Below are 19,428 nucleotides of genomic sequence, written 5' to 3'. Positions count from 1 at the left end.
ATACAATCGTTGCCATCTTTGTATGTGTACCCGTGTATGCCTACCCTGGAAAACCATCATCTGCATAGGGGCGCTTTATGCAGAAAATAGTGCTGATCCCTCACTGATCATATCACAAATCTACACCGGAAAAAGGAAAAAAAACCTGCGGGAAATACGCAATTTCAGCCCAGAAAATTCAGGGAGGCATTGCGGTAGCAGTGGGTTATTTCAAGGTCAGCCTACCTTGTGTGCAGCATCGATCGTGTACTGTTCAGGTAAGCTTTCTCCTCCGTTTCTCCTCCGTTTAAAGACGGAGGAGAAACGGAGGAGAAAGCTTACCTGAAGCTTACCTGAACAATAACACACAAACACCCGATTGAACTACCACTCATCCTGCACTCAACGGAAATAACATACATCATTGCTGTGACACGCATGGCCAAACATCACACAAAAAATTGAATATAAATAATTTACGCCTAAACCTACTCCCATCACAGCACAACAACTGCCTCAACGTCCATTGTGGACCCATCCCCTATTTTACAATGAACAGATCCGCTTCCATTCCCCTGCCTGCATACCACCCATTACCACCACATGTCCGCCCAAAAAAATTATTCACTTCTGCATTTTTTTTACCCTATCTTAATCGGTCATAACACAACCGTGTACAAACGACAATTATTTGCTTCCTCATATGAAAAAACTGCATGCTTTAAAAGATCCAATTCTGGCATCACTGCTCTTTTCTGTGGCTTGCCTGCCTGCCTGTAAACAGGACAGTGGCCCGGCGGACAAACAGATCAAAAGAATGGACGCTACGCTGACAGCCCATCTGGCAGACTCTATTGGCACTATCGTGAAACCTGAACTGGCTGAAGGGCTGTCGCTCACACTGTGGGGTATCGACTCTCTCGTGGTCTCTCCTGTCGCCATCGATGTAGACGATCAGGGAAGGATCTATTACACCACCACAGACCGGCAGAAGCATTCTGAGTTTGACATACGCGGACACCGGGACTGGGAGATCCCATCGATCAGTCTGCAAACGGTAGAAGACCGCCGCGCATTCCTGCATAAAGAGCTGTCTCCTGAAAACAGTAAGAAGAACGAGTGGCTGGAAGACCTGAACCATGACGGCTCTCACGACTGGCGCGATCTTACCATAGAAAAAGAACTGGTATACCGGCTGGATGATGTCTCCGGTGATGGTGTGGCCGATCAGGCACAATTAGTCGTAAATGACTTTCACGATGAAGTGACCGACGTAGGTGGCGGTGTACTGAGCGATGGCGATGATCTCTATTTCGCCGTAGCCCCCGACCTGTGGCGTCTCAGGGATAAAAACCATGACGGCATTGCTGACGAAAAGACTTCTATCTCCCATGGATACGCGGTACACGTCGGCTTTAGCGGCCACGGGATGTCCGGTGTGGAAATGGGTCCTGATGGCCGTATCTACTGGCAGATAGGCGATATCGGCTTTAACGGCAAAGGTCCTGACGGGAAAGAATGGTCATTCCCCAACAGCGGTGTGCTGGCCCGCTCCAATCCCGATGGCAGCGACTTTGAGATCTTTGCCCACGGTATCAGAAACACACATGAATTTGCCTTTGATGAATATGGTAACATTATCAGTGAAGACAATGACGGTGACCACCCGGGTGAAAAAGAACGTCTCGTATATCTCGTGAATGGTAGTGACCAGGGATGGCGCGCTAACTGGCAATACGGTAAATACAACGATCCTGATAACAACACCTACAAAGTTTGGATGGACGAAAAAATGTACCTGCCCCGCTTCGAAGGACAGGCGGCTTACATCACACCCTGCATCAGCAACTTCGTAAGTGGCCCTGCCGGTTTCGTTTATAATCCGGGTACGGCTTTAGGCCCTGCCTACAAGAACACCTTCTTCGTAGCAGAATTCGTAGGTAACCCTTCCAACTCTGGTGTACACGCCTTTAAGCTCAACCCGAAAGGTGCTTCCTTCGAATTGGGTGAACATAAAAAAGTACTCGGCGGCATACTGGCTACCGGTATCGACTTTGGTCCCGATGGCGCCCTGTATGTAGCAGACTGGATCGACGGCTGGGGCACACACAACTACGGTCGTATCTGGAAACTGGATGATAAAACTGGTGCTGCATCCGCGGAGCGTAAAAATACCAAAGCGCTGCTGGCAGCCGACTTCAGTTCACGTAAGGAAGATGACCTGGCCGCACTTCTCAGCAATCCGGATATGCGTGTACGTATGAAGGCACAGTTCGAACTGGTAAAACGTAAAGACAAAGGAGTCCCCCTGTTTGAACAGGCGCTGAAACAAACTGATCATCAGCTGGCAAGAGTACACGCCATCTGGGGATTAAGTCAGCTGGCCCGTCAGGATAAAAAATACGCGAAAGTACTACTGCCATTGCTGCAGGACAGTGATCCTGAGATCCGTGCACAGGCAGCAAAATGGCTGGGCGACATCCGTTATAAAGAAGCCGGTCCTGCACTGGTACCTATATTAAAAGATACTGCCAGCCGTGCACGTTTCTTTGCGGCAGAAGCACTGGGCAGAATAGCCTACGCGCCGGCGGTGCAACCACTCATCGCCTTCCTCGAAGCGAATAATGATGTAGATGCCTATCAGCGTCATGCCGGTGCATTAGCACTCTCCCGTATCGGTCAGCCGGCCCCCCTGGTAGCGCTGGCCAACAGTCCTTCCCGCGCACTGCGCATTGCAGCAGTTGTGGCGCTCAGAAGAATGAGTCACCCGGGACTGGCTGCATTTGTAAATGATAAAGACGAATTCGTAGCAACAGAAGCAGCCCGCGCCATCAACGATGACCTGTCGGTGAAAGATGCGTTGCCTGCGTTAGCGAATCTGCTCGTCACCACCAGCTTTAAAAACGAAGCCCTGATCCGTCGTGCGATCAACGCCAACCTGCGACTCGGGACGGACAGCGCATTGCATAACCTGGTCACCTATGCACAGCAAACCGGTAGTCCGGCAGCGATGCGTGCGGAAGCCATCGACGCGTTAAGTGTATGGGCAAAACCATCGGTACTTGACCGTGTAGATGGCCGACTGCGGGGTGAAATAAAAAGGAATGCGGCGCCTGCGGTAAGCCTCTCTACCTCTCCGCTGATCGCCCTGCTGAAGGATAAGGAATTGCCGGTACGTATCAGTGCAGCAAAAGCAATTGCCAAACTGCAGATCAAACAAGCTGGCGCAGCCCTGCTCGCAGGTGTGAAAGCAGATAAAGACGCTGACATGCGTGTGGCCTCTCTGAGAGCACTTGTAGACCTTCAGGATGCTGGTGTGGAACAGGGCATCACCCTGGCCCTGAGCGACAGAGAAAAAACAGTGCGCGTGGCCGGTCTGGATATGCTGGGGAAACTACACATCTCTGAAGGTGTCATGGTTAACCTGCTGATGGGTGTGATCGCCAACAAGACCGCCGAAGAGAAACAGGCCGCTTTGCTCACATTAGGTAAACTGCCTGCGCAGTATACGGAAAAACCGCTCGGTGAACTATTAACCAAAATGTCTACCGGTAAACTTGATCCGGATATCTATCTTGAACTGGGTGAAGCGATCGATAGTAGTCGTTCCGCTACGCTGATCGCTCAATACAAGGCTGTGAACAGCAAAATGTCGCCGGACGACCTGATGGCTTCTTATAATAGTTGCCTGCAGGGGGGTGATCCAGGACGCGGCAGACACATTTTCTTCGATAACCAGAACTCACAGTGTATGCGCTGCCACTCATATGACGACAAAGGCGGCAATGCGGGCCCACGGTTAAATGGTGTAGCCAGCCGTATTACAAGAGAACAGATCTTACAGGCGCTCATCTCTCCGAGTGCACGGCTGGCACCCGGATTTGGTATGGTAACGCTGGACCTGAAGGATGGAAAGAAAGTGACAGGGATACTCCAGGGAGAGACTAAGTCAAGTCTGACCATCAAAGAAGGACAGACAGAACGTACCATTCCGGCTGATCAGATCACCAACAAGAAATACGCGCAGTCGAGCATGCCAGACATGAAACTGTTACTTTCAAAAAAAGAGATCAGGGATGTGGTGAGCTTCCTGGCAGAACAGAAAACAGACAATTAATATTTCAAATACCTGATCCGCCTGGCGGATGTATGAACAGGCTTTCTCTGCGGGGAAAGCCTGTTTTGTTTTGCCCTTACAGGGAAAATGACAGCTTGCAGGCAGTAAATAATACCTCCTGCCGGGATACACGGGCATGTTCCCCGGTGGGATATAATTTAATTAAAACCTGATCTGCATCAGCATATTCCAGTACCAGTACATCAATGCACCACCCAGTATGCCGGGTATCATGATACTTTTCAGCCAGATAACGGTGCGGTCCAGGTCATCAGGATCGGAGATCTTTTTACTAAAGATCCTGTGCAGAAAGTTATACAGGAAAATACAAAGTAAGGCGATCATTATCATCGGCAATATCAGGATACCGCCAAGCATGGCAGCCTGCAGCAGTGTCAGAGGAATGACATTCATAAGTATAGTCTTAACAGATCAATGGATATTTTTAAACCTACCTAAATGTAATGCAAATAATGCAGGAACAGATAGGATTAACCGCGCTGTTGCATGATTAAGAGAATACATTAACTTGCAGCTGAATATTCCCTTCACCTATTATTCAGTTACTCATGAAAAACAACACCCCTGTTGACCTTGGCTTGGAGACTGCCACTGGCCGTCTCTTTTCATTTGGTGGCTATACCGTTCACCTGTCTGCGGAGTGTTTCGAGATTAGGGAGCGCGTCTCCGGCCGTGTTATTGAAATAGGTATAGACCCGCTTCCCTTCATCTAACCATCCATGGATCCTGTTGGTATACTGTTGTAAGACCTTATCGGGATAACCACCCTTATAATCACCGGCTGGTCCGTGAAACCGCAGGTAGGCAAAGCGCACAGAAGACCTAATGTCTGGTGGCGTACTTTTAGGCATGTCATGGAGGACCATGGCGGCGTTGTAATCCGCCAGCAACTCGAACGTCTCGCTTTCATACCAGGATGGATGCCGGTATTCAATGCATATATCCCAGGAGGCATCCGGATCACATTGCCGGATAACATCCAGCAGCCGCTCCAGTTGCCCGAAACTGTCGAATACAATACTGGCCGGGAACTGGATCAGTAATGCCCCTTTCCTGTCGCCCACCTGATCAATGACCTGCATGAATTGTGTCACCACCGCGGGGTCGAAATCAAGGCCCTTGTTATGCGTAATTCCCCTGAATAATTTGAAGGTAAAGGCAAATCCCTCCGGCACTTCCGTTGCCCACCGCCTGGTCGTACCGGCCATCGGAATCTTATAAAACGAACTGTTCACCTCCAGACTATTAAACAGGGACGCATAGAAGGTAAGTCTGCTTTTGTCCTTATAGGCAGGAGGGTACGCCTGTTTATTGGGCACGGGTAATACCAGTCCGCTGGTACCTGCATAAAACTGATCAATCACATCCATATCTGAACACTTATATTTAAGTATGCAGGGTCCAAATATTACGCCAGCGGGAGAATTTACGGGAGGGATATCTGCAGTAAGCAAAAGAGGCCCGCTCTGATGAGCAGACCTCCTGTCTGTTGTAATCCCCCCGCCTATTTAGAAAAATTATTCACTTCGATGATCGCATCTGCGAATGCCTGTGGTGCTTCCTGCGGTAAATTGTGTCCAACTCCGCCACCGATAGTATGGTGGGCATACCTGCCAGTGAACTTAGCGGCATAGTTAGCCGGATCAGGATGTGGTGCACCATTGGCGTCTCCTTCGAGGGTCACACTTGGTACGGTGATCGCAGGTGCTGTAGCCAGTTTCTTTTCCAGTTCGTCGTATTTTGCTTCTCCTTTGGCCAGTCCCAGTCTCCAGCGGTAATTATCAATAACGATCTGTACATGATCGGGATTATCAAATGCGGTTGCAGACTGATGATAAGTGGCATCACTGAAATTCCATTTTGGGGAAGCAGTCTGCCAGATCAGTTTATTGAATGCAAGCGTGTTCTCTTTATATCCTTCACGGCCACGTTCGGTAGCGAAGTAGAACTGATACCACCAGTTAAGCTCTGCTTTAGGCGGCAGCGGTGCTTTGTTACCCTGCTGACTACCGATCAGGTAACCACTTACGGATACCAGGCCTTTTACACGTTCAGGCCATAGTGCCGCTATGATATCGGCGGTACGTGCTCCCCAGTCGAACCCGCCTACAACAGCTTTCTTAATGTGCAGGGCATCCATGAAATTGATGATATCGACTGCTACTACGGATTGTTGTCCGTTACGCGGTGTTGCTGCGGATAGGAAACGGGTGGTACCATAACCACGCAGGTAGGGGATCAATACCCGGAAACCTTTTGCTGCCAATATCTGAGAGACGTCCTTATAGCTATAGATGTCATAAGGCCAGCCATGCAACAGGATCACCGGCTCACCGTCGGCAGGACCAGCTTCTACATATCCGACATCCAGTACCCCTGCTTTGATCTGTCTGATATGATCGAATGCGGTAGTGGTGATTGCAGCACCAGTGGCTGCGCCCTGTGCTTTTACTGTTACTTTATTTCCCAGTACAAATGCGATGAGGACCAGGATAGTGACTAAAAGGCGGTTAGTGCTTACGCTTGTGCTGTTGTTCATAATATTTTCAGTTGATTTAGTTTGGTAATAGTCATGCTGCTCATTTTCCCGACAACACAACAAAGCTATATCAACCCTTGTTCTGCATCAATCATGAATACCGTAAACCGGACAGGATTGTCCGTGAATGAGACAACAGGCCGGGGGAACCTTCAGGGGAAAACTGAAAAAGTGATCCGCCGTGTTGGCGAATAACGTTCCGGCATCTTCATCAGTGAATAGTTCCCTTCATATGATATACCTTTTAAAGCCCCTATCACTGTCCGACCGGTGCCTGATACCTGTACTCCGTCTGTTGCAGTATATTCCCGTCCTGATCCCTTATCACATTCAGTCTGCCTTCCTGATCATAACTATACCGGGTGATCATATTACTTTCACTACAGCTCCCCGTAACGCCTGTCAGTGGATCGTATGACCAGGTAGTCACCGATCCCCCGGCCGGATATAACCGCAATTCATCTATCTGGCTATTACCGCTAAGTGTTACAACCGTTATCCCTGTCAGCTTATGCTCAAAATATGTCCAACCCCTTAGGGTTGTGCCTTTCAGCGGATAGCCGGATACCGTTCCCGCAACAAAAAGCGGCGTCGTACTTTTCAGCCAGTAAGACAATGTGTACGTCATACTGGCTGTTAAAGCATTGCTGGTGATGGCTCCGGCTGTCAGCTGATAACTATTCCTGCCTGTTACGGCAGTAGCATCCGACGTATGCATGCCAGCATATCTCCAGTTACCTTTATTATCCCCTTCGAACCCCGTATAGGCAACATCAGCCAGTCTGGCATTATTAAACGCAGCGACCAGGTAAGTACCCTTATGATCCCAGATATAGGCACTCACCTCTCCCCCTTCCTTTTCGATCTCACTGATATTGTTGCAGGCGTCATACTTATTCACGGCTGATCTCAGGTAGTAGACAGCGCTCTTTGTAATACCAGTACCTGCTACTGCAGAGGGAGCAAAGGGGGCAGCAGGGACCGTTACAGTACCTGTATATTGTTTATCCTGCAGTATGACCGGCCCGGCAGCCGACGCCACTGACCGGTAGGACTGATAGGTGGCACCCTGTAACTGTAATACGCCCGACGCAGTACGCTGTTGTTTATAGGTCTCTGTCAATGCATGGATGTTAGCTGTCTGCATGTCTCTGATCGCCTGCGCTTCGGCGGTTAATGTCCCCGCAGGAAGTACATAGTCAAGCGGATAACGGAAAGAGGTGATCACGTCCAAACCGGCGGCATTTTTCTCTATGGTTTTAGTCACCTGTAAATGCCGCACATTGTCATAGATCAATGCCATAGCTGTCGTCAAAACACGCGACGGAACATCTATGTCATAGTTATCTGTAATGGTGGAGTCCAGGTGAAACCACTCGGAAGGAAAGATCCAGTCCTTGCCGCTGGCATAAGCAGGATATGCACGATCATATGTAAGCACATTGGCACAGGGGTGTTTCACATAATAATCGACCGTGCTGGCCATAAATGAGGTATCCCCTCTGCTATCTGTGCTATAGACATTACGCTCCCTGTTCACCGGACTGCCCTGCGCATTGTATATTGTTTTGGCTATGAGGTAGCCGCTTCTCCAACCGGGATTGAATTCATTATTAAATAAACGGTTCTCATAATTGTAAATAATATAGCCATTCGCACCTCCCTCTCCGATAGATTCTCTGACATACGTATAGCCGACATGACTACCTGCTCCGAGGCTGGCAATACTGTTAGAAGATAACCGGATACCGCTCCGTTCAAAATAATCGCAGCCCTTCCCCTGTTGTTCAAAACGCTGAACGTTCTTTACATATAGCGGTGGGCGGCGTATGGTGCCACTGGACAATGCGGTATCTGAAGGATGGCGGTAATTGTAGGTTTTCACCATAGACAGCTCCGCAACAGGATCATATAATACCGTTCTTTTCAGCCGACAGCCACCTACTATTTTATTCTTACCAGTATTCGCTGTTACGCGAACATTCGCACTCATATTCGCCCTTACAGAAAACCCGGCATGGCGGACAGTGGTCAGCAGGAAATATCGTTGCCCCGCTTCCAGTTTCACATTGGAAGACCAGTTATAAGCACCGGCAGGTGACCAGGAAAATGAATAGCTGGCCACGGCCACACGCCCTGTGCGTTTGTAGAGTGTGATACTACCTCCTGCATGATCGATCAGCGCATCATCAGTTGCCGCACTACCCGGAACAGCCATTATACCATCAATACGCGCACAAAGACCACCGGGATGCAACACCGGATCGACGTAAAAATCCGTAGAACTATCTTTTACAAACAATGTAGTATTAGCTGCCACATAGGTAGATCCTATACGCTCATTGCGGTAACTGATAACAGGTGCTTCATAATCGGCTACCTCATGCGGCTCCCATTCAAAAGCGGCATACCCGCCGGTAGGATAAGTGATGCGCTCCAGCATACCCGCAGATGCATAGGCACCTTTCGTATTTCTGTCAGCACCCGGGAAATTCAATGTACCTGGCTGTCCCGCACAACTGTAACAATCAGGCGGCGTGGGGCCGTTCACACAATTCGTATAGGAAGGGATGAGCGTTGTGTTTTCCGCGCCGTTATAATAGCCCCAGTGATCCTGAGAGAGGGAGCTTTTCGCCGGCAATGGCATATTGTTATAACCGAGATGATAACGTTGCGCCTGTAAGGTATCCGTACTATTGCCACCATGTATATAGACGGCGGATAACTGCAACCGTTTATTATCTGCACCGGGAGCACCATTTGTAAAATAGCCGTAACGGAAATTAACTGTTCGCAATATGGTACCTGCATTATTCTTCACGACCATTGAACTGACCAGTGGCACGGCACCGTTATCCATCACGGCAAGATCCTCCCTTGTATTCCAGGAAATATTAAATGTCACGCTTCCCTGCCTGAAGTCGATCCTTACCAGCTGTTTCCCATTGATCAGGTTCTCAAAACTACTTTGTGCAGATTCAGCAGGTCCATTCCAGTCGCCTGAGGCACCTTTATAAAACTCCCTGGTAAAACTTACGCCACCGCCACTGACATAACGTGTATCAGCGTAGGAAAACAACACAGAGTCCGTACGATCCGCAGAAAGGATCTTCGTCAGGTACCATGCCACTATATTAAAAGACGCCGAATTTTCTGATCTGTTACGACTGACTTCCGGCGCACTAAATATGTACTTATTGCCATCGGGCGTTATGATGTGAAACTCATTTTCGCTGATCTTTGTAATGCGCGTATTTGTAAGCGGCAATTGTCTGAGCTGGTCCGCGATAATGAATTTACCGCTATATCCGGCGAAGTTATACATGTATAGATCCGGTACACCATCAATCGTATTATCCAGTAACAAAGGGGCCTGCCGGAAGTCAACCGGATTGCTGATGTCAAAGGAGGACTGCCTGTTCATTCTATCTGTTTGCCAGGTACCGTTATCTACCTTTCCCACAACTGTTCTTGACAGTACACCTCCTGCATTCAATGCCCATCCCAGACCGACGTTGGTCGCTTCCTGCTCCACCGTTATACCGGATGCATGATAAGAAAGTGTGACAGGTAACCTGACAAAAGCAGTACTGATCTCATACAGGGGTATATTGATATCAGGTGTACCGGTAAAGCCACTGACGGGTATATCAGTAAACTTCACCAACGCGGCAGTAGCCGGCGACGGTGCCGACAATTTAGCAAAAGGATCAGGTATCTTTCCCTGTTGCCCGTATGTTATCTTTCCGCCTGAGAAAATGAGCCTGATAATGATCATTGTGGTTAACAATCTGTTGTTTTTCATCTAAGTATAGTTATGAACGTTGTTTATGGAAAATGACGCCCTATTTACCCAATTGGCATGGATAAACAGCGATATAAAATATGTAAGTGAAACCGGGATCTATTGAAAGAAGATGCAAATACGGGATAACTACAGTTGCATGCTGTGAAGTAAATTTAGTGGATTTTTTTATTCACAGCAAAATAAAACTTTTTCCCCCTGTGCTATCCGCTTTACTGTCACACGGCTCATATTTTTAACATCTATTTTCAACGAAAACTATATAATATTGCAGCCACTTATCACTGATCCGGATCACTGTTCCCAAGAGACGTTGTACCGGCACAGTGATATCAGAAATGGATTTTATACGCCACCAAAAGAAGACATTATGAAAGCAACGATCAGATTCTCACTATCAGTCATTTCATTCTTTTTCATCAGCTTTGTGAGCTGTGATACCGGTAACAAAACGGAAACAGCAAGTGCGGGTACAACAGATGCCTGTTGCCCAACGGAACAGGGCTCCGCCAATGATCAGGACATCGAAGCACAGAATATCAGGATGCTGCAGGAGTTCTATTCAAAGTATGACGCTGAACTGGAAAAAGAACAAAATTATTCAGAAGAAGTGCTGGACGGGATCAAACAACAATACTGTACCAAAAAATTACTGGAAAGACTAAGGGCTGATCTGGACAGTGGTTACATCGATGCAGATCCGTTTATTAATGCACAGGATACAGACGGGCATATGATGGAGACATTGCGGATCGTAAAAGTGCCAAAAGAAAAAGATATTTATGAAGCGTCGTACCGCTGGGCTGATGACAGTACTAAGATTACGATACGGTACCAGTTAGTGAAGGAAGGAAGTACGTACAAAATAGGTGATGTGCTTTAGCGAAAGATACAAAAGGTGTATCAAAGTAAACGAACGTCATCCGACGCCTGCATGACCACCTGGTTCGATCGGGTACCTGAATAAAAAGAGGGTGTATCATAATACCTGATACACCCTCTTTTCTATTATATATCGATACATCGCTGTTAGCATCCACTACAATATATATATTTGCTGTCTCAAAAATATACCCAACTATGAAATATTTGTTCGTAATGCCTGTATTCCTGCTGCTATGCCTCATGTCTCACGCGCAGATCAAGATGAAAGCACAGAGCCCGTTTTTAGAGAATGATAAGCGTACCACCATTCAAAGAGTATTACTGATGAAAAATGGTTGTACTTTTTATCTGGGCATCAACAAAAAAGAGATGACTGTTAATATCTACAGTCCAAAATTCAAGCTATCTTCCAGCAAACAACTACCTCCTCCTGTTGGTAAAGAGAGTGCCTTTAAGGTCAAGGGCCTTTATGATACGAATGGCGACATAACAGCTTTAGTCAGTACGATACTGGAGCACCAGGTTGTATTAAAACGCCTGGTGTTTGATGGTAAAAACGGCGCCCTAAAAGAGGACTCAGTAATAAGTCAGCTGGAAAAAGTTTCCTACTTCAAGCATATGGGAGTAGCAGTAGGTGTACCGGAACCCGATTTCTTCTCACAAGCAATGCCCGAGGGGAATGGCTATGCAGTAGTATCCGTAAACAGTTTTCACGCTGACAGGAATAAGCGAATTGCTGTTTCTATCTACGGCACTGACAATAAAGAGCTTAGCCACGCATTTTATAAATCTCCGGAAGAGAAATACAAGTATATGGAATTCCTGGGCCTTGCACCTTTCGAAAAGGATAAACTTGGTATATTGGCATATGGCTATAATACTGCCGCATCAGGAGGAAAAGAATGTGAATTAATATTTGGTCAATTAATAGCCGGAGATACAGTGCTGACGATGGATAAGCTGGGAACCACAAGAAAACCGGCGAATGCCTCAATCGCGAAATATAATCCGGCATCAAAAAAATTGATGTTGCTGACCATGGATACACGAGAAGGCTATTCAACCACAGTAGTTGACCCTATCGGCAGGATAGCTAAAAGCAATCTGCTTGCTAAATACAAGGAATCAGGAGCACCACAGGACCTTTTTGCAAATGAGGACGGCACATTTACCGCCGTGTTTGAAAGTATAACTATTACGAACATACATACGTTAAAAAAATTCGAGATGAAAGACTATGATGTAAAAGTCTTATCTGAGAAGGATATGGAAATAGTACAACATTACCGTATTCCAAGATTTCAGCGTCGCGACAATACGTTAAGGTCGATTTTTTTCCAGAACGCAAATGAGTATTTTGAACTGGCTTATAAAGAACCCTCCGCAATGGATGCATTTAATTACCTTAGTGCAAATGGTAAAAATTACCTGTTCCTGAATGACAATCCCGACAATGTAGAAAGAGGACAGACAGGAGAAAAATTACGCGAAATAAAATCATTAGAGAAAAACGATGCCTTCTACTATAAATTAAGCGGCACAAAAGAAGTACCTGCAGTCGACTATCTTTTTGACAAACCAGCTGAAAACGGCGATCATAACCGTGGTGTGTTCAAAGCTTGTGATTACAGTGCAGATAAACAACTTTATGTAGTGGTAAAAGCTGAAGAGCAGGGTAAACATACCGGCAGCAGATTAGTTTGGATGAAACTATAGCCCGTTCCCTTAAAACTATTCCTGTCACAATGCTTTTGACCGGTGAACGTTTTACATTACTTCCTGTCAGCACCATCCCGATGCGCCATGTCGCACCGGGGTGGTGCTGCTAACGGGCACGTCACATAAAAATGAAACCCGACCTTTTGAGACTATTCTCAAGAAGTCGGGTTTGATGTTGGAAGGGGCCTTAAACCCGTATCCCTGACGAAATAGTGCGGCGTTCTTCCTGTTAAACTATTCGTTCAATATCATGACCACCTGCAAAAGATTGGATGCCTATCTGCCAAAATAACTGCGGAAGGAGGTAGGCATCGAACCTACATCTCTGAACTAGCAGGTCAGTATTCTTCCATTTTAACTACTCCTTCCATAAGATCTTACCTGCAAAGGGGAAGGATTCGAACCTAAATTTCCGGCTTGCAGCGGCCGGCGTTTTTCCAGTTAAACTACCCCTCATAATGTGTAGAGAGAAGGCAGGACTCGAACCTGCTCTTCCTCCGTGACAGGGAGGCGTCTGTCCAGATCGACCCCATCTCTGCTACACGGCGCAAATATAATATAAACATTCATATGATCTAAATGTATAATTCCAAATTAATAGACCCCAGCTATTAAACAACCATCATCCTATAAATTTCATCTATGGCCCATGATATTATTCGATGACTACGCATAATTACCCTGCTTTATCTAATATTGCTACAAAACCATCAGACCATGGATATATTTGAAGCAGCCAGGACCAACAATATCGCGGCCCTCGAAGGCTATCTCAACAGTGAACAGATCAACGCCAGAGATGCCCGTGGCGCTACTCCACTCATCATTGCCGCGTATTATAACCATACAGCTGCTGTTACAGCACTGCTGGAAGCTGGTGCAGCCACTGAGATACAGGATGCTATGGGAAACACGGCGCTCATGGGCGTATGCTTTAAAGGATACACTGACATTGCAAGGATATTACTGGAACATGGCGCTCATGTAGATACAGAGAATGGCAATGGCGCCACTGCATTGACCTTTGCCGCTACATTCGGTCGAAATGATATTATCGAACTATTACTAAGTCATGGTGCATCCCCGCTGAAGAAAGATAAATTCGGCAGGAATCCTATTGACTATGCTTTGCTACAGGAAAATCCGGCCGGGTATGAAGCGCTTGTTGCGGCGGTTCAGCAATAAGGAACGGATATATATATTGACAAGGCTTTTACAGCTTTCTACATGGACCCTGCGACAGGCAACAGTGAACTATGCTTTGCCGTACAGCACGTTCGGCAAATAAATAATAACAAACCATGACCATCGTACAATTTGAATACATTGTTGCGGTAGATACCTACCGGAGCTTTAATCTTGCTGCCAAAAACTGCTTTGTTACCCAGCCGACGTTAAGCATGCAGATCCAGAAACTGGAAGATGCACTGGGTGTCAAAATATTCAATCGCAGCAAATCGCCGGTCACACCCACTGAACTAGGCATAGAGATCATTGCGCAGGCACGTACGCTCCTCGCAGAATATCAGAAAATACAGGACCTGGTGTCCGACAGAAATAAAGAATTATCCGGCGAACTGAAAATCGGTATCATCCCGACGGTGGCCCCCTACATCGTTCCGAAGATCATTACCAGGTTCATCGAGCAATACCCGGCTGTTAAATTAGTGGTATGGGAGCAGAATACAGAACAGATCATGCAGCAACTTAAACTGGGACTGATAGACTGTGGTATTGTATCCACTCCTTTACATGATGCGCAACTGAAAGAAACACCGTTATTCTACGAGAACTTTGTGGCATATGTATCTGATGAAAGCCAGCTGGCCAGAAAGAAAAAGCTCAAACCGGAAGATATCAATGTGGAGGAACTCTGGATTCTTAATGATGGTCACTGCATGAGAGATCAGGTACTGAACATCTGTCAGCATAGAAAAACGACCCGCGGCTCACAACATTATGAATATAACACCGGCAGTATTGAGACCTTAAAGCGGATGGTGGATGAAAACAATGGCGCCACTATCCTGCCGGAACTGGCACTCAATGACCTCAGTGCAGAACAACAGCAAAAACTAAGGTACTTTCACTCACCTGAACCGGCAAGGGAGATCGGCATGGTCACTATGAAGAACTTTGTAAAAAGACGGATGATAGAAGCGCTGAAAACAGAGATCACCGGTATCGTACCCGCCCGCCTGAAAAGTAAGAACAGAAAGGAACTGATAGAAGCATACTAAGGTTCGTTCAGCATAATTGAAAAAGCCTTCCATCATTCCGGTGGAAGGCTTCTTCAATTATCTACACTCCTCTACGCAATTACTCCCGCTTCCTTCACTTCCTTCAGCTTTTCTTCGATTCTGCGTCCATAATCTTCATCACACTGATAGAAGTGCTCCACCATACGCTGTTGTATAGCCGGTTGCGCTGCTTTCAATGTATCTGCCAGGTTACTGATCAGTTCCTCCTTCTCCCACTCTTCAAATGAGCGATAACGTTCTCCTGCCTGCTGATAGTTGTTAGTCCGGTCAATGCTTTGACGTACGATCTTTGCTGCCGCATAGGTAGGCTCATACACGACTGTTGTTTGCGGCACTTCCCTCAGACCATTCAGGCTGGATGGCTCGTAATTCACATGTGGATTTACTCCTGCCGGTACATCTAATTTATACGTCATGTTGCCATCACGCTGATTCGTTCCTACATGTGTCTTTGCCGCGTTGACCGGCAACTGTAAATAGTTCGTACCCACGCGGTACCGTTGTGTATCTGAATAAGAGAAAGTACGTCCGATCAGCATCTTATCATCGGAGAACTCCAGTCCGTCTACTATGACGCCCGGGCCAAAAGCGGATTGCTCCACTTCCGCAAAGTAGTTTTCCGGATTACGGTTCAGCGTCATTTTACCTACCGGCAACCATGGAAACTGTTCTGCGGGCCATATTTTGGTATCATCCAATGGATCAAAATCAAGCTCGGGGTGTTCATCATCGCTCATAATCTGTACAAATAATTCCCACTGTGGGTAATTACCCGCTTCAATGGCAGTATACAGGTCTTCGGTCGCATGATTGAAATTCTTCGCCTGTATCGCCTCTGCTTCCTTCTGTGTAAGGTTCTTTACACCAGCAAGCGGCTCCCAGTGATACTTTACCAACACTGCTTCTCCGGCCTTATTCACCCATTTAAACGTATTTACACCTGATCCCTGCATCTGACGGTAGTTAGCCGGTATACCCCATGGCGAAAACAACCAGGTGATCATATGCATTACCTCAGGTGAGTTACTGAAAAAGTCCATCACACGACCACCATCCTGCCTGTTATGCACAGGATCTGGTTTCAGCGCATGGATGAAATCAGGAAACTTGATCGCATCACGAATGAAAAATATTTTAAGGTTATTACCTACCAGATCCCAGTTACCATCTTCTGTATAAAACTTCACTGCAAATCCTCTGGGATCTCTTAGCGTCTCCGGGGAATGTCCGCCATGAATAACAGTTGAGAAGCGAACAAACACCGGCGTCTGTTTCCCTTTCTCCTGGAATAACTTCGCACGTGTATATGTGGAGGCTGGCTCCTTCCCTACTGTACCATATGCTTCAAACACACCATGTGCACCGGCGCCACGCGCATGAACGACCCTCTCAGGTACACGCTCCCTGTCGAAATGTGCTATCTTTTCCAGGAACTGATAGTTTTCCATTACAGCGGGTCCTCTGTTACCCAGTGTACGCATGCTCTGGTTATTGTGTACCGGCTGTCCCTGACGGGTAGTGAGGTGGTGGGCTACCTGGCTGGCTCCTGCCTGTCCGTTATTCTTTGCTTGCTGATCTTGACTCATAAGGTTTATTTTTTCGTCTAATATTTTTGACAAAAGTATTCCTGTCCGCACATGCAGAGAAGGGAATAAACAAATAAGATCACCTATAAATTATGTCTATCAGACAGGCATTGAGCTGGTCACCAGGTAGGAATGAGATTTGTAGTATTACATCAATATTGTAACTACAGTTATCTTGCCGGTAAAGATAAATTGTTTCTGTACAGGATAGATAACCCATAAAATACAATGATGAAAATATCATTTCAGATAGACAAAATCTATTGACCATGATATTAAACTATATGTGCTTTTCCTATGTTGACAATGGATAATATTGCAAACCATTCATTACAGTAAAAGATCATTTATGATGACAGATATATTCGAAGCAGCAAGGACGAACAACGTTTCACTGCTGAAAGAATGTGTAGCTAATGGAGCACTGCATGCCAGAGATGACAGAGGTTCTACCCCCCTCATCATGGCGGCATATTACAATCACAGTGAAGCGGTAGCCTTCCTGCTGAAGGCGGGTGCAGAGTTAGAAGCCAAAGATAACCTGGGACATACTGCTTTAATGGGTGCCTGTTTCAAAGGGCATACTGACGTCGTAAAACTATTACTCAAAAAAGGCGCATCTGTCAGTACAGAAACAGACAACGGTGCGACGGCACTGACCTATGCAGCTACATTCGGACATAGTAACATCGTAGCGCTACTAATGGATAATGGCGCCAATCCGCTGAAGAAAAAATTCAGCATGAAAATAAAAATGGTAGCAGGCTTATTTTCAAGGATGCTGTCAAGGAAGAAATTAGCCATGAACGTCAGCAGATAACAAGAGGGCCGCACCAGGAATGGCGCGGCCTTTTTCATCGAAACATTCATGCTATTAAAAAAGCTGATCACGCGGATCAATACCCATCATTCTGTTTCAGATTCGTATTGTTTGCGATCTGCGTGCTTGGGATAGGATAGATCTCTTTATTGACATTGTTTGTAGCAGTGTGATCCCACCAGGCACCGGTATTAAATCTGCCAAAACGAATAATATCTGTCCTGCGTCTGCCTTCAAATACAAATTCGCGTCCTTTCTCTGCCAGGAACTCATCCATCGTCAACGTCGCTACAGTATATGCAGCAGTTGCCCAGTCAGCATCTGTGAACGCGCGCTTACGACTGGCGTTGATCAGGTCTACCGCTTCCTGTGTCGCTACGTTCCTGTTCTTACGCATCAGCGCTTCTGCCTTATCAAAATAGATCTCCGTCAGCCGGTAGATCATGAAATGATTCTCCCGGTAGTTAGGATCACTCAGGCGACCTGTTTTATACTTATTAAAACGTGCGCCGCTGTTCTCTTCACCGGTAGCCATGGTGCTTTCGGTTTTGTTCTCACTGGCTCTTCTGATGTAGTTGACATATACCAGTGGCTTACCATTGTATTCTTCAGTGCCAAGGATCGGATCAGTTGTATTGTATTTATACTGGGGACCGAACAGGAACCATTCTTTCTTGCGCAGGTCATTCTCAGCATAGGTGTCGTAGAAGGAAGGGATCACGACATAACCATTGTTACCCGCATATCCTACATCCAGTGCAGCGCTCATGTTGCTGAAGCCGAATAAAGGGATCCAGTCCCATACGAAACCACCTTTGTTGCTATAGGCATACTGAAATAACGCTTCAGGAGCAGTCCTGTTGGTATTCGCAAAGGTCTCTGTCAGGTTAGGCGCCAGTCTTGGCTTACCACCCAGGCCACCCGCATCACCACTGAGGATCTTATCGCAGGCAGCGATACATTCATCCCACATCGGCGTTCCGGACCATTTCTCGGCATTCAGATATACTTCCGCCAGCATCGCATAACCGCCGGTCTGACCGATACGTCCTACCAGTTCCTGGCTGTAAGGCAGCAATTGCGGTACATATTTTTCCAGTTCTGCTCTGATGAAGTTAAATACTTCCTTTCTTGGCTGTGTAGGTGGGTTAGCCGGTTTACCTACCTGTGTCACCACCGGGATATTACCCCAGAGGTCCATTAGTTTAATATAGTGGAATGCTCTGAGTACATGGAGTTCGGCAAGTATAGCGGTCATTTCCGCCTGTTGCATACCGAGCTTGGTGTAATCCAGTAATGCAAGGTCTTCGATCGCCGCATTACAATACCCCACACCAGTCCACATACCTACCCATGCATTACGCATCCTGCCTTCATTGGTTGTCCAGGTGTGATAGTGTTGTCTCATGTGGTCACCATTATCATATGCATGACGGCCTTTCTGTGGCCATGCCACCTGGTCGGAACTCATTTCTGCATGATAGTAGTAGCCATCTCCACGGATAGGAGCGATCCATGACTGCATATGCGTCATTGGACGCAGGGCAGCCTGCAGTACTTCTGTTCTGCTTTTATAGAAGTTTTCTTTATAGACCTCGCTGTATATTGTTTCATCCAGTTTCGTACAACCGAAATCCTGCGCTAACAGTAAGCCGATGCCGCAGCAGTATATTAACTTTTTCAGATAGTTCATTTG

Annotated in this window: 12 protein-coding genes and 3 tRNA genes; 6 read left to right on the top strand and 9 right to left on the bottom strand. The window is 46.8% G+C overall.

Annotated features, from left to right (window positions below):
- Positions 1 to 682 precede the first annotated feature (682 nt).
- Positions 683 to 4,096: a HEAT repeat domain-containing protein gene (locus GWR21_RS27630; protein ID WP_162334938.1), complete on the top strand. Its 3,414-nt coding sequence runs from the start codon at positions 683 to 685 to the stop codon at positions 4,094 to 4,096.
- A 162-nt stretch (positions 4,097 to 4,258) separates the two neighbouring features.
- Here GWR21_RS27630 and GWR21_RS27625 read toward each other — a convergent pair whose 3' ends face one another.
- The 4 genes from GWR21_RS27625 to GWR21_RS27610 form a co-directional block, all read right to left on the bottom strand.
- Entirely contained in the window at positions 4,259 to 4,510 is a 252-nt protein-coding gene (locus tag GWR21_RS27625) for a hypothetical protein (RefSeq protein WP_162334937.1), read from the bottom strand.
- Between the two features lie 212 nt (positions 4,511 to 4,722).
- The gene (locus tag GWR21_RS27620; RefSeq protein ID WP_162334936.1) at positions 4,723 to 5,487 is read right to left on the bottom strand and encodes a DUF72 domain-containing protein; all 765 of its coding nucleotides are present in this window, start codon (positions 5,485 to 5,487) and stop codon (positions 4,723 to 4,725) included.
- A 134-nt stretch (positions 5,488 to 5,621) separates the two neighbouring features.
- Positions 5,622 to 6,656, bottom strand: a complete 1,035-nt coding sequence (locus tag GWR21_RS27615) for an alpha/beta fold hydrolase (protein ID WP_162334935.1) — start codon at positions 6,654 to 6,656, stop codon at positions 5,622 to 5,624.
- A 256-nt stretch (positions 6,657 to 6,912) separates the two neighbouring features.
- Positions 6,913 to 10,461, bottom strand: a complete 3,549-nt coding sequence (locus GWR21_RS27610; protein ID WP_162334934.1) for an RHS repeat domain-containing protein — start codon at positions 10,459 to 10,461, stop codon at positions 6,913 to 6,915.
- Between the two features lie 370 nt (positions 10,462 to 10,831).
- Between GWR21_RS27610 and GWR21_RS27605 the strand changes: the two genes are divergently transcribed.
- The gene (locus GWR21_RS27605) at positions 10,832 to 11,344 is read left to right on the top strand and encodes a DUF3828 domain-containing protein (RefSeq protein WP_162334933.1); all 513 of its coding nucleotides are present in this window, start codon (positions 10,832 to 10,834) and stop codon (positions 11,342 to 11,344) included.
- Positions 11,345 to 11,541: 197 nt separating this feature from the next.
- On the top strand, positions 11,542 to 13,062 hold the full coding sequence (locus tag GWR21_RS27600; RefSeq protein WP_162334932.1) for a hypothetical protein: 1,521 nt from the start codon (positions 11,542 to 11,544) through the stop codon (positions 13,060 to 13,062).
- Between the two features lie 299 nt (positions 13,063 to 13,361).
- Here GWR21_RS27600 and GWR21_RS27595 read toward each other — a convergent pair.
- The 3 genes from GWR21_RS27595 to GWR21_RS27585 form a co-directional block, all read right to left on the bottom strand.
- A tRNA-Ser gene (locus GWR21_RS27595) sits at positions 13,362 to 13,433 on the bottom strand.
- Positions 13,434 to 13,449: 16 nt separating this feature from the next.
- Positions 13,450 to 13,520, bottom strand: a tRNA-Gln gene (locus GWR21_RS27590).
- 10 nt (positions 13,521 to 13,530) lie between these two features.
- Positions 13,531 to 13,602 (bottom strand) — tRNA-Asp (locus GWR21_RS27585).
- Between the two features lie 180 nt (positions 13,603 to 13,782).
- On the opposite strand from GWR21_RS27585, the gene GWR21_RS27580 reads away from it, so the two are divergent.
- Both GWR21_RS27580 and GWR21_RS27575 read left to right on the top strand, forming a co-directional pair.
- Complete coding sequence (locus GWR21_RS27580) at positions 13,783 to 14,250, top strand: ankyrin repeat domain-containing protein (RefSeq protein ID WP_162334931.1); 468 nt, start codon at positions 13,783 to 13,785, stop codon at positions 14,248 to 14,250.
- 116 nt (positions 14,251 to 14,366) lie between these two features.
- A complete protein-coding gene (locus GWR21_RS27575) occupies positions 14,367 to 15,305 on the top strand; it encodes a hydrogen peroxide-inducible genes activator (RefSeq protein ID WP_162334930.1) in 939 nt (312 codons plus the stop codon).
- Between the two features lie 71 nt (positions 15,306 to 15,376).
- Here GWR21_RS27575 and GWR21_RS27570 read toward each other — a convergent pair whose 3' ends face one another.
- Positions 15,377 to 16,912: a catalase gene (locus GWR21_RS27570; RefSeq protein WP_162334929.1), complete on the bottom strand. Its 1,536-nt coding sequence runs from the start codon at positions 16,910 to 16,912 to the stop codon at positions 15,377 to 15,379.
- A gap of 349 nt (positions 16,913 to 17,261) precedes the next feature.
- Here GWR21_RS27570 and GWR21_RS27565 point away from each other — a divergent pair, with 349 nt between their 5' ends.
- The gene (locus GWR21_RS27565) at positions 17,262 to 17,732 is read left to right on the top strand and encodes an ankyrin repeat domain-containing protein (protein WP_238430041.1); all 471 of its coding nucleotides are present in this window, start codon (positions 17,262 to 17,264) and stop codon (positions 17,730 to 17,732) included.
- 76 nt (positions 17,733 to 17,808) lie between these two features.
- Here the strand turns inward: GWR21_RS27565 and GWR21_RS27560 are convergent, their stop codons facing one another.
- Positions 17,809 to 19,425: a RagB/SusD family nutrient uptake outer membrane protein gene (locus GWR21_RS27560; protein ID WP_162334928.1), complete on the bottom strand. Its 1,617-nt coding sequence runs from the start codon at positions 19,423 to 19,425 to the stop codon at positions 17,809 to 17,811.
- Between the last annotated feature and the right edge of the window lie 3 nt (positions 19,426 to 19,428).

This window comes from Chitinophaga agri (assembly GCF_010093065.1).
Lineage (GTDB): Bacteria > Bacteroidota > Bacteroidia > Chitinophagales > Chitinophagaceae > Chitinophaga > Chitinophaga agri.
Note: the sequence above shows the minus strand (reverse complement) of the source record. Positions and strands in the feature narration are given on the sequence as shown.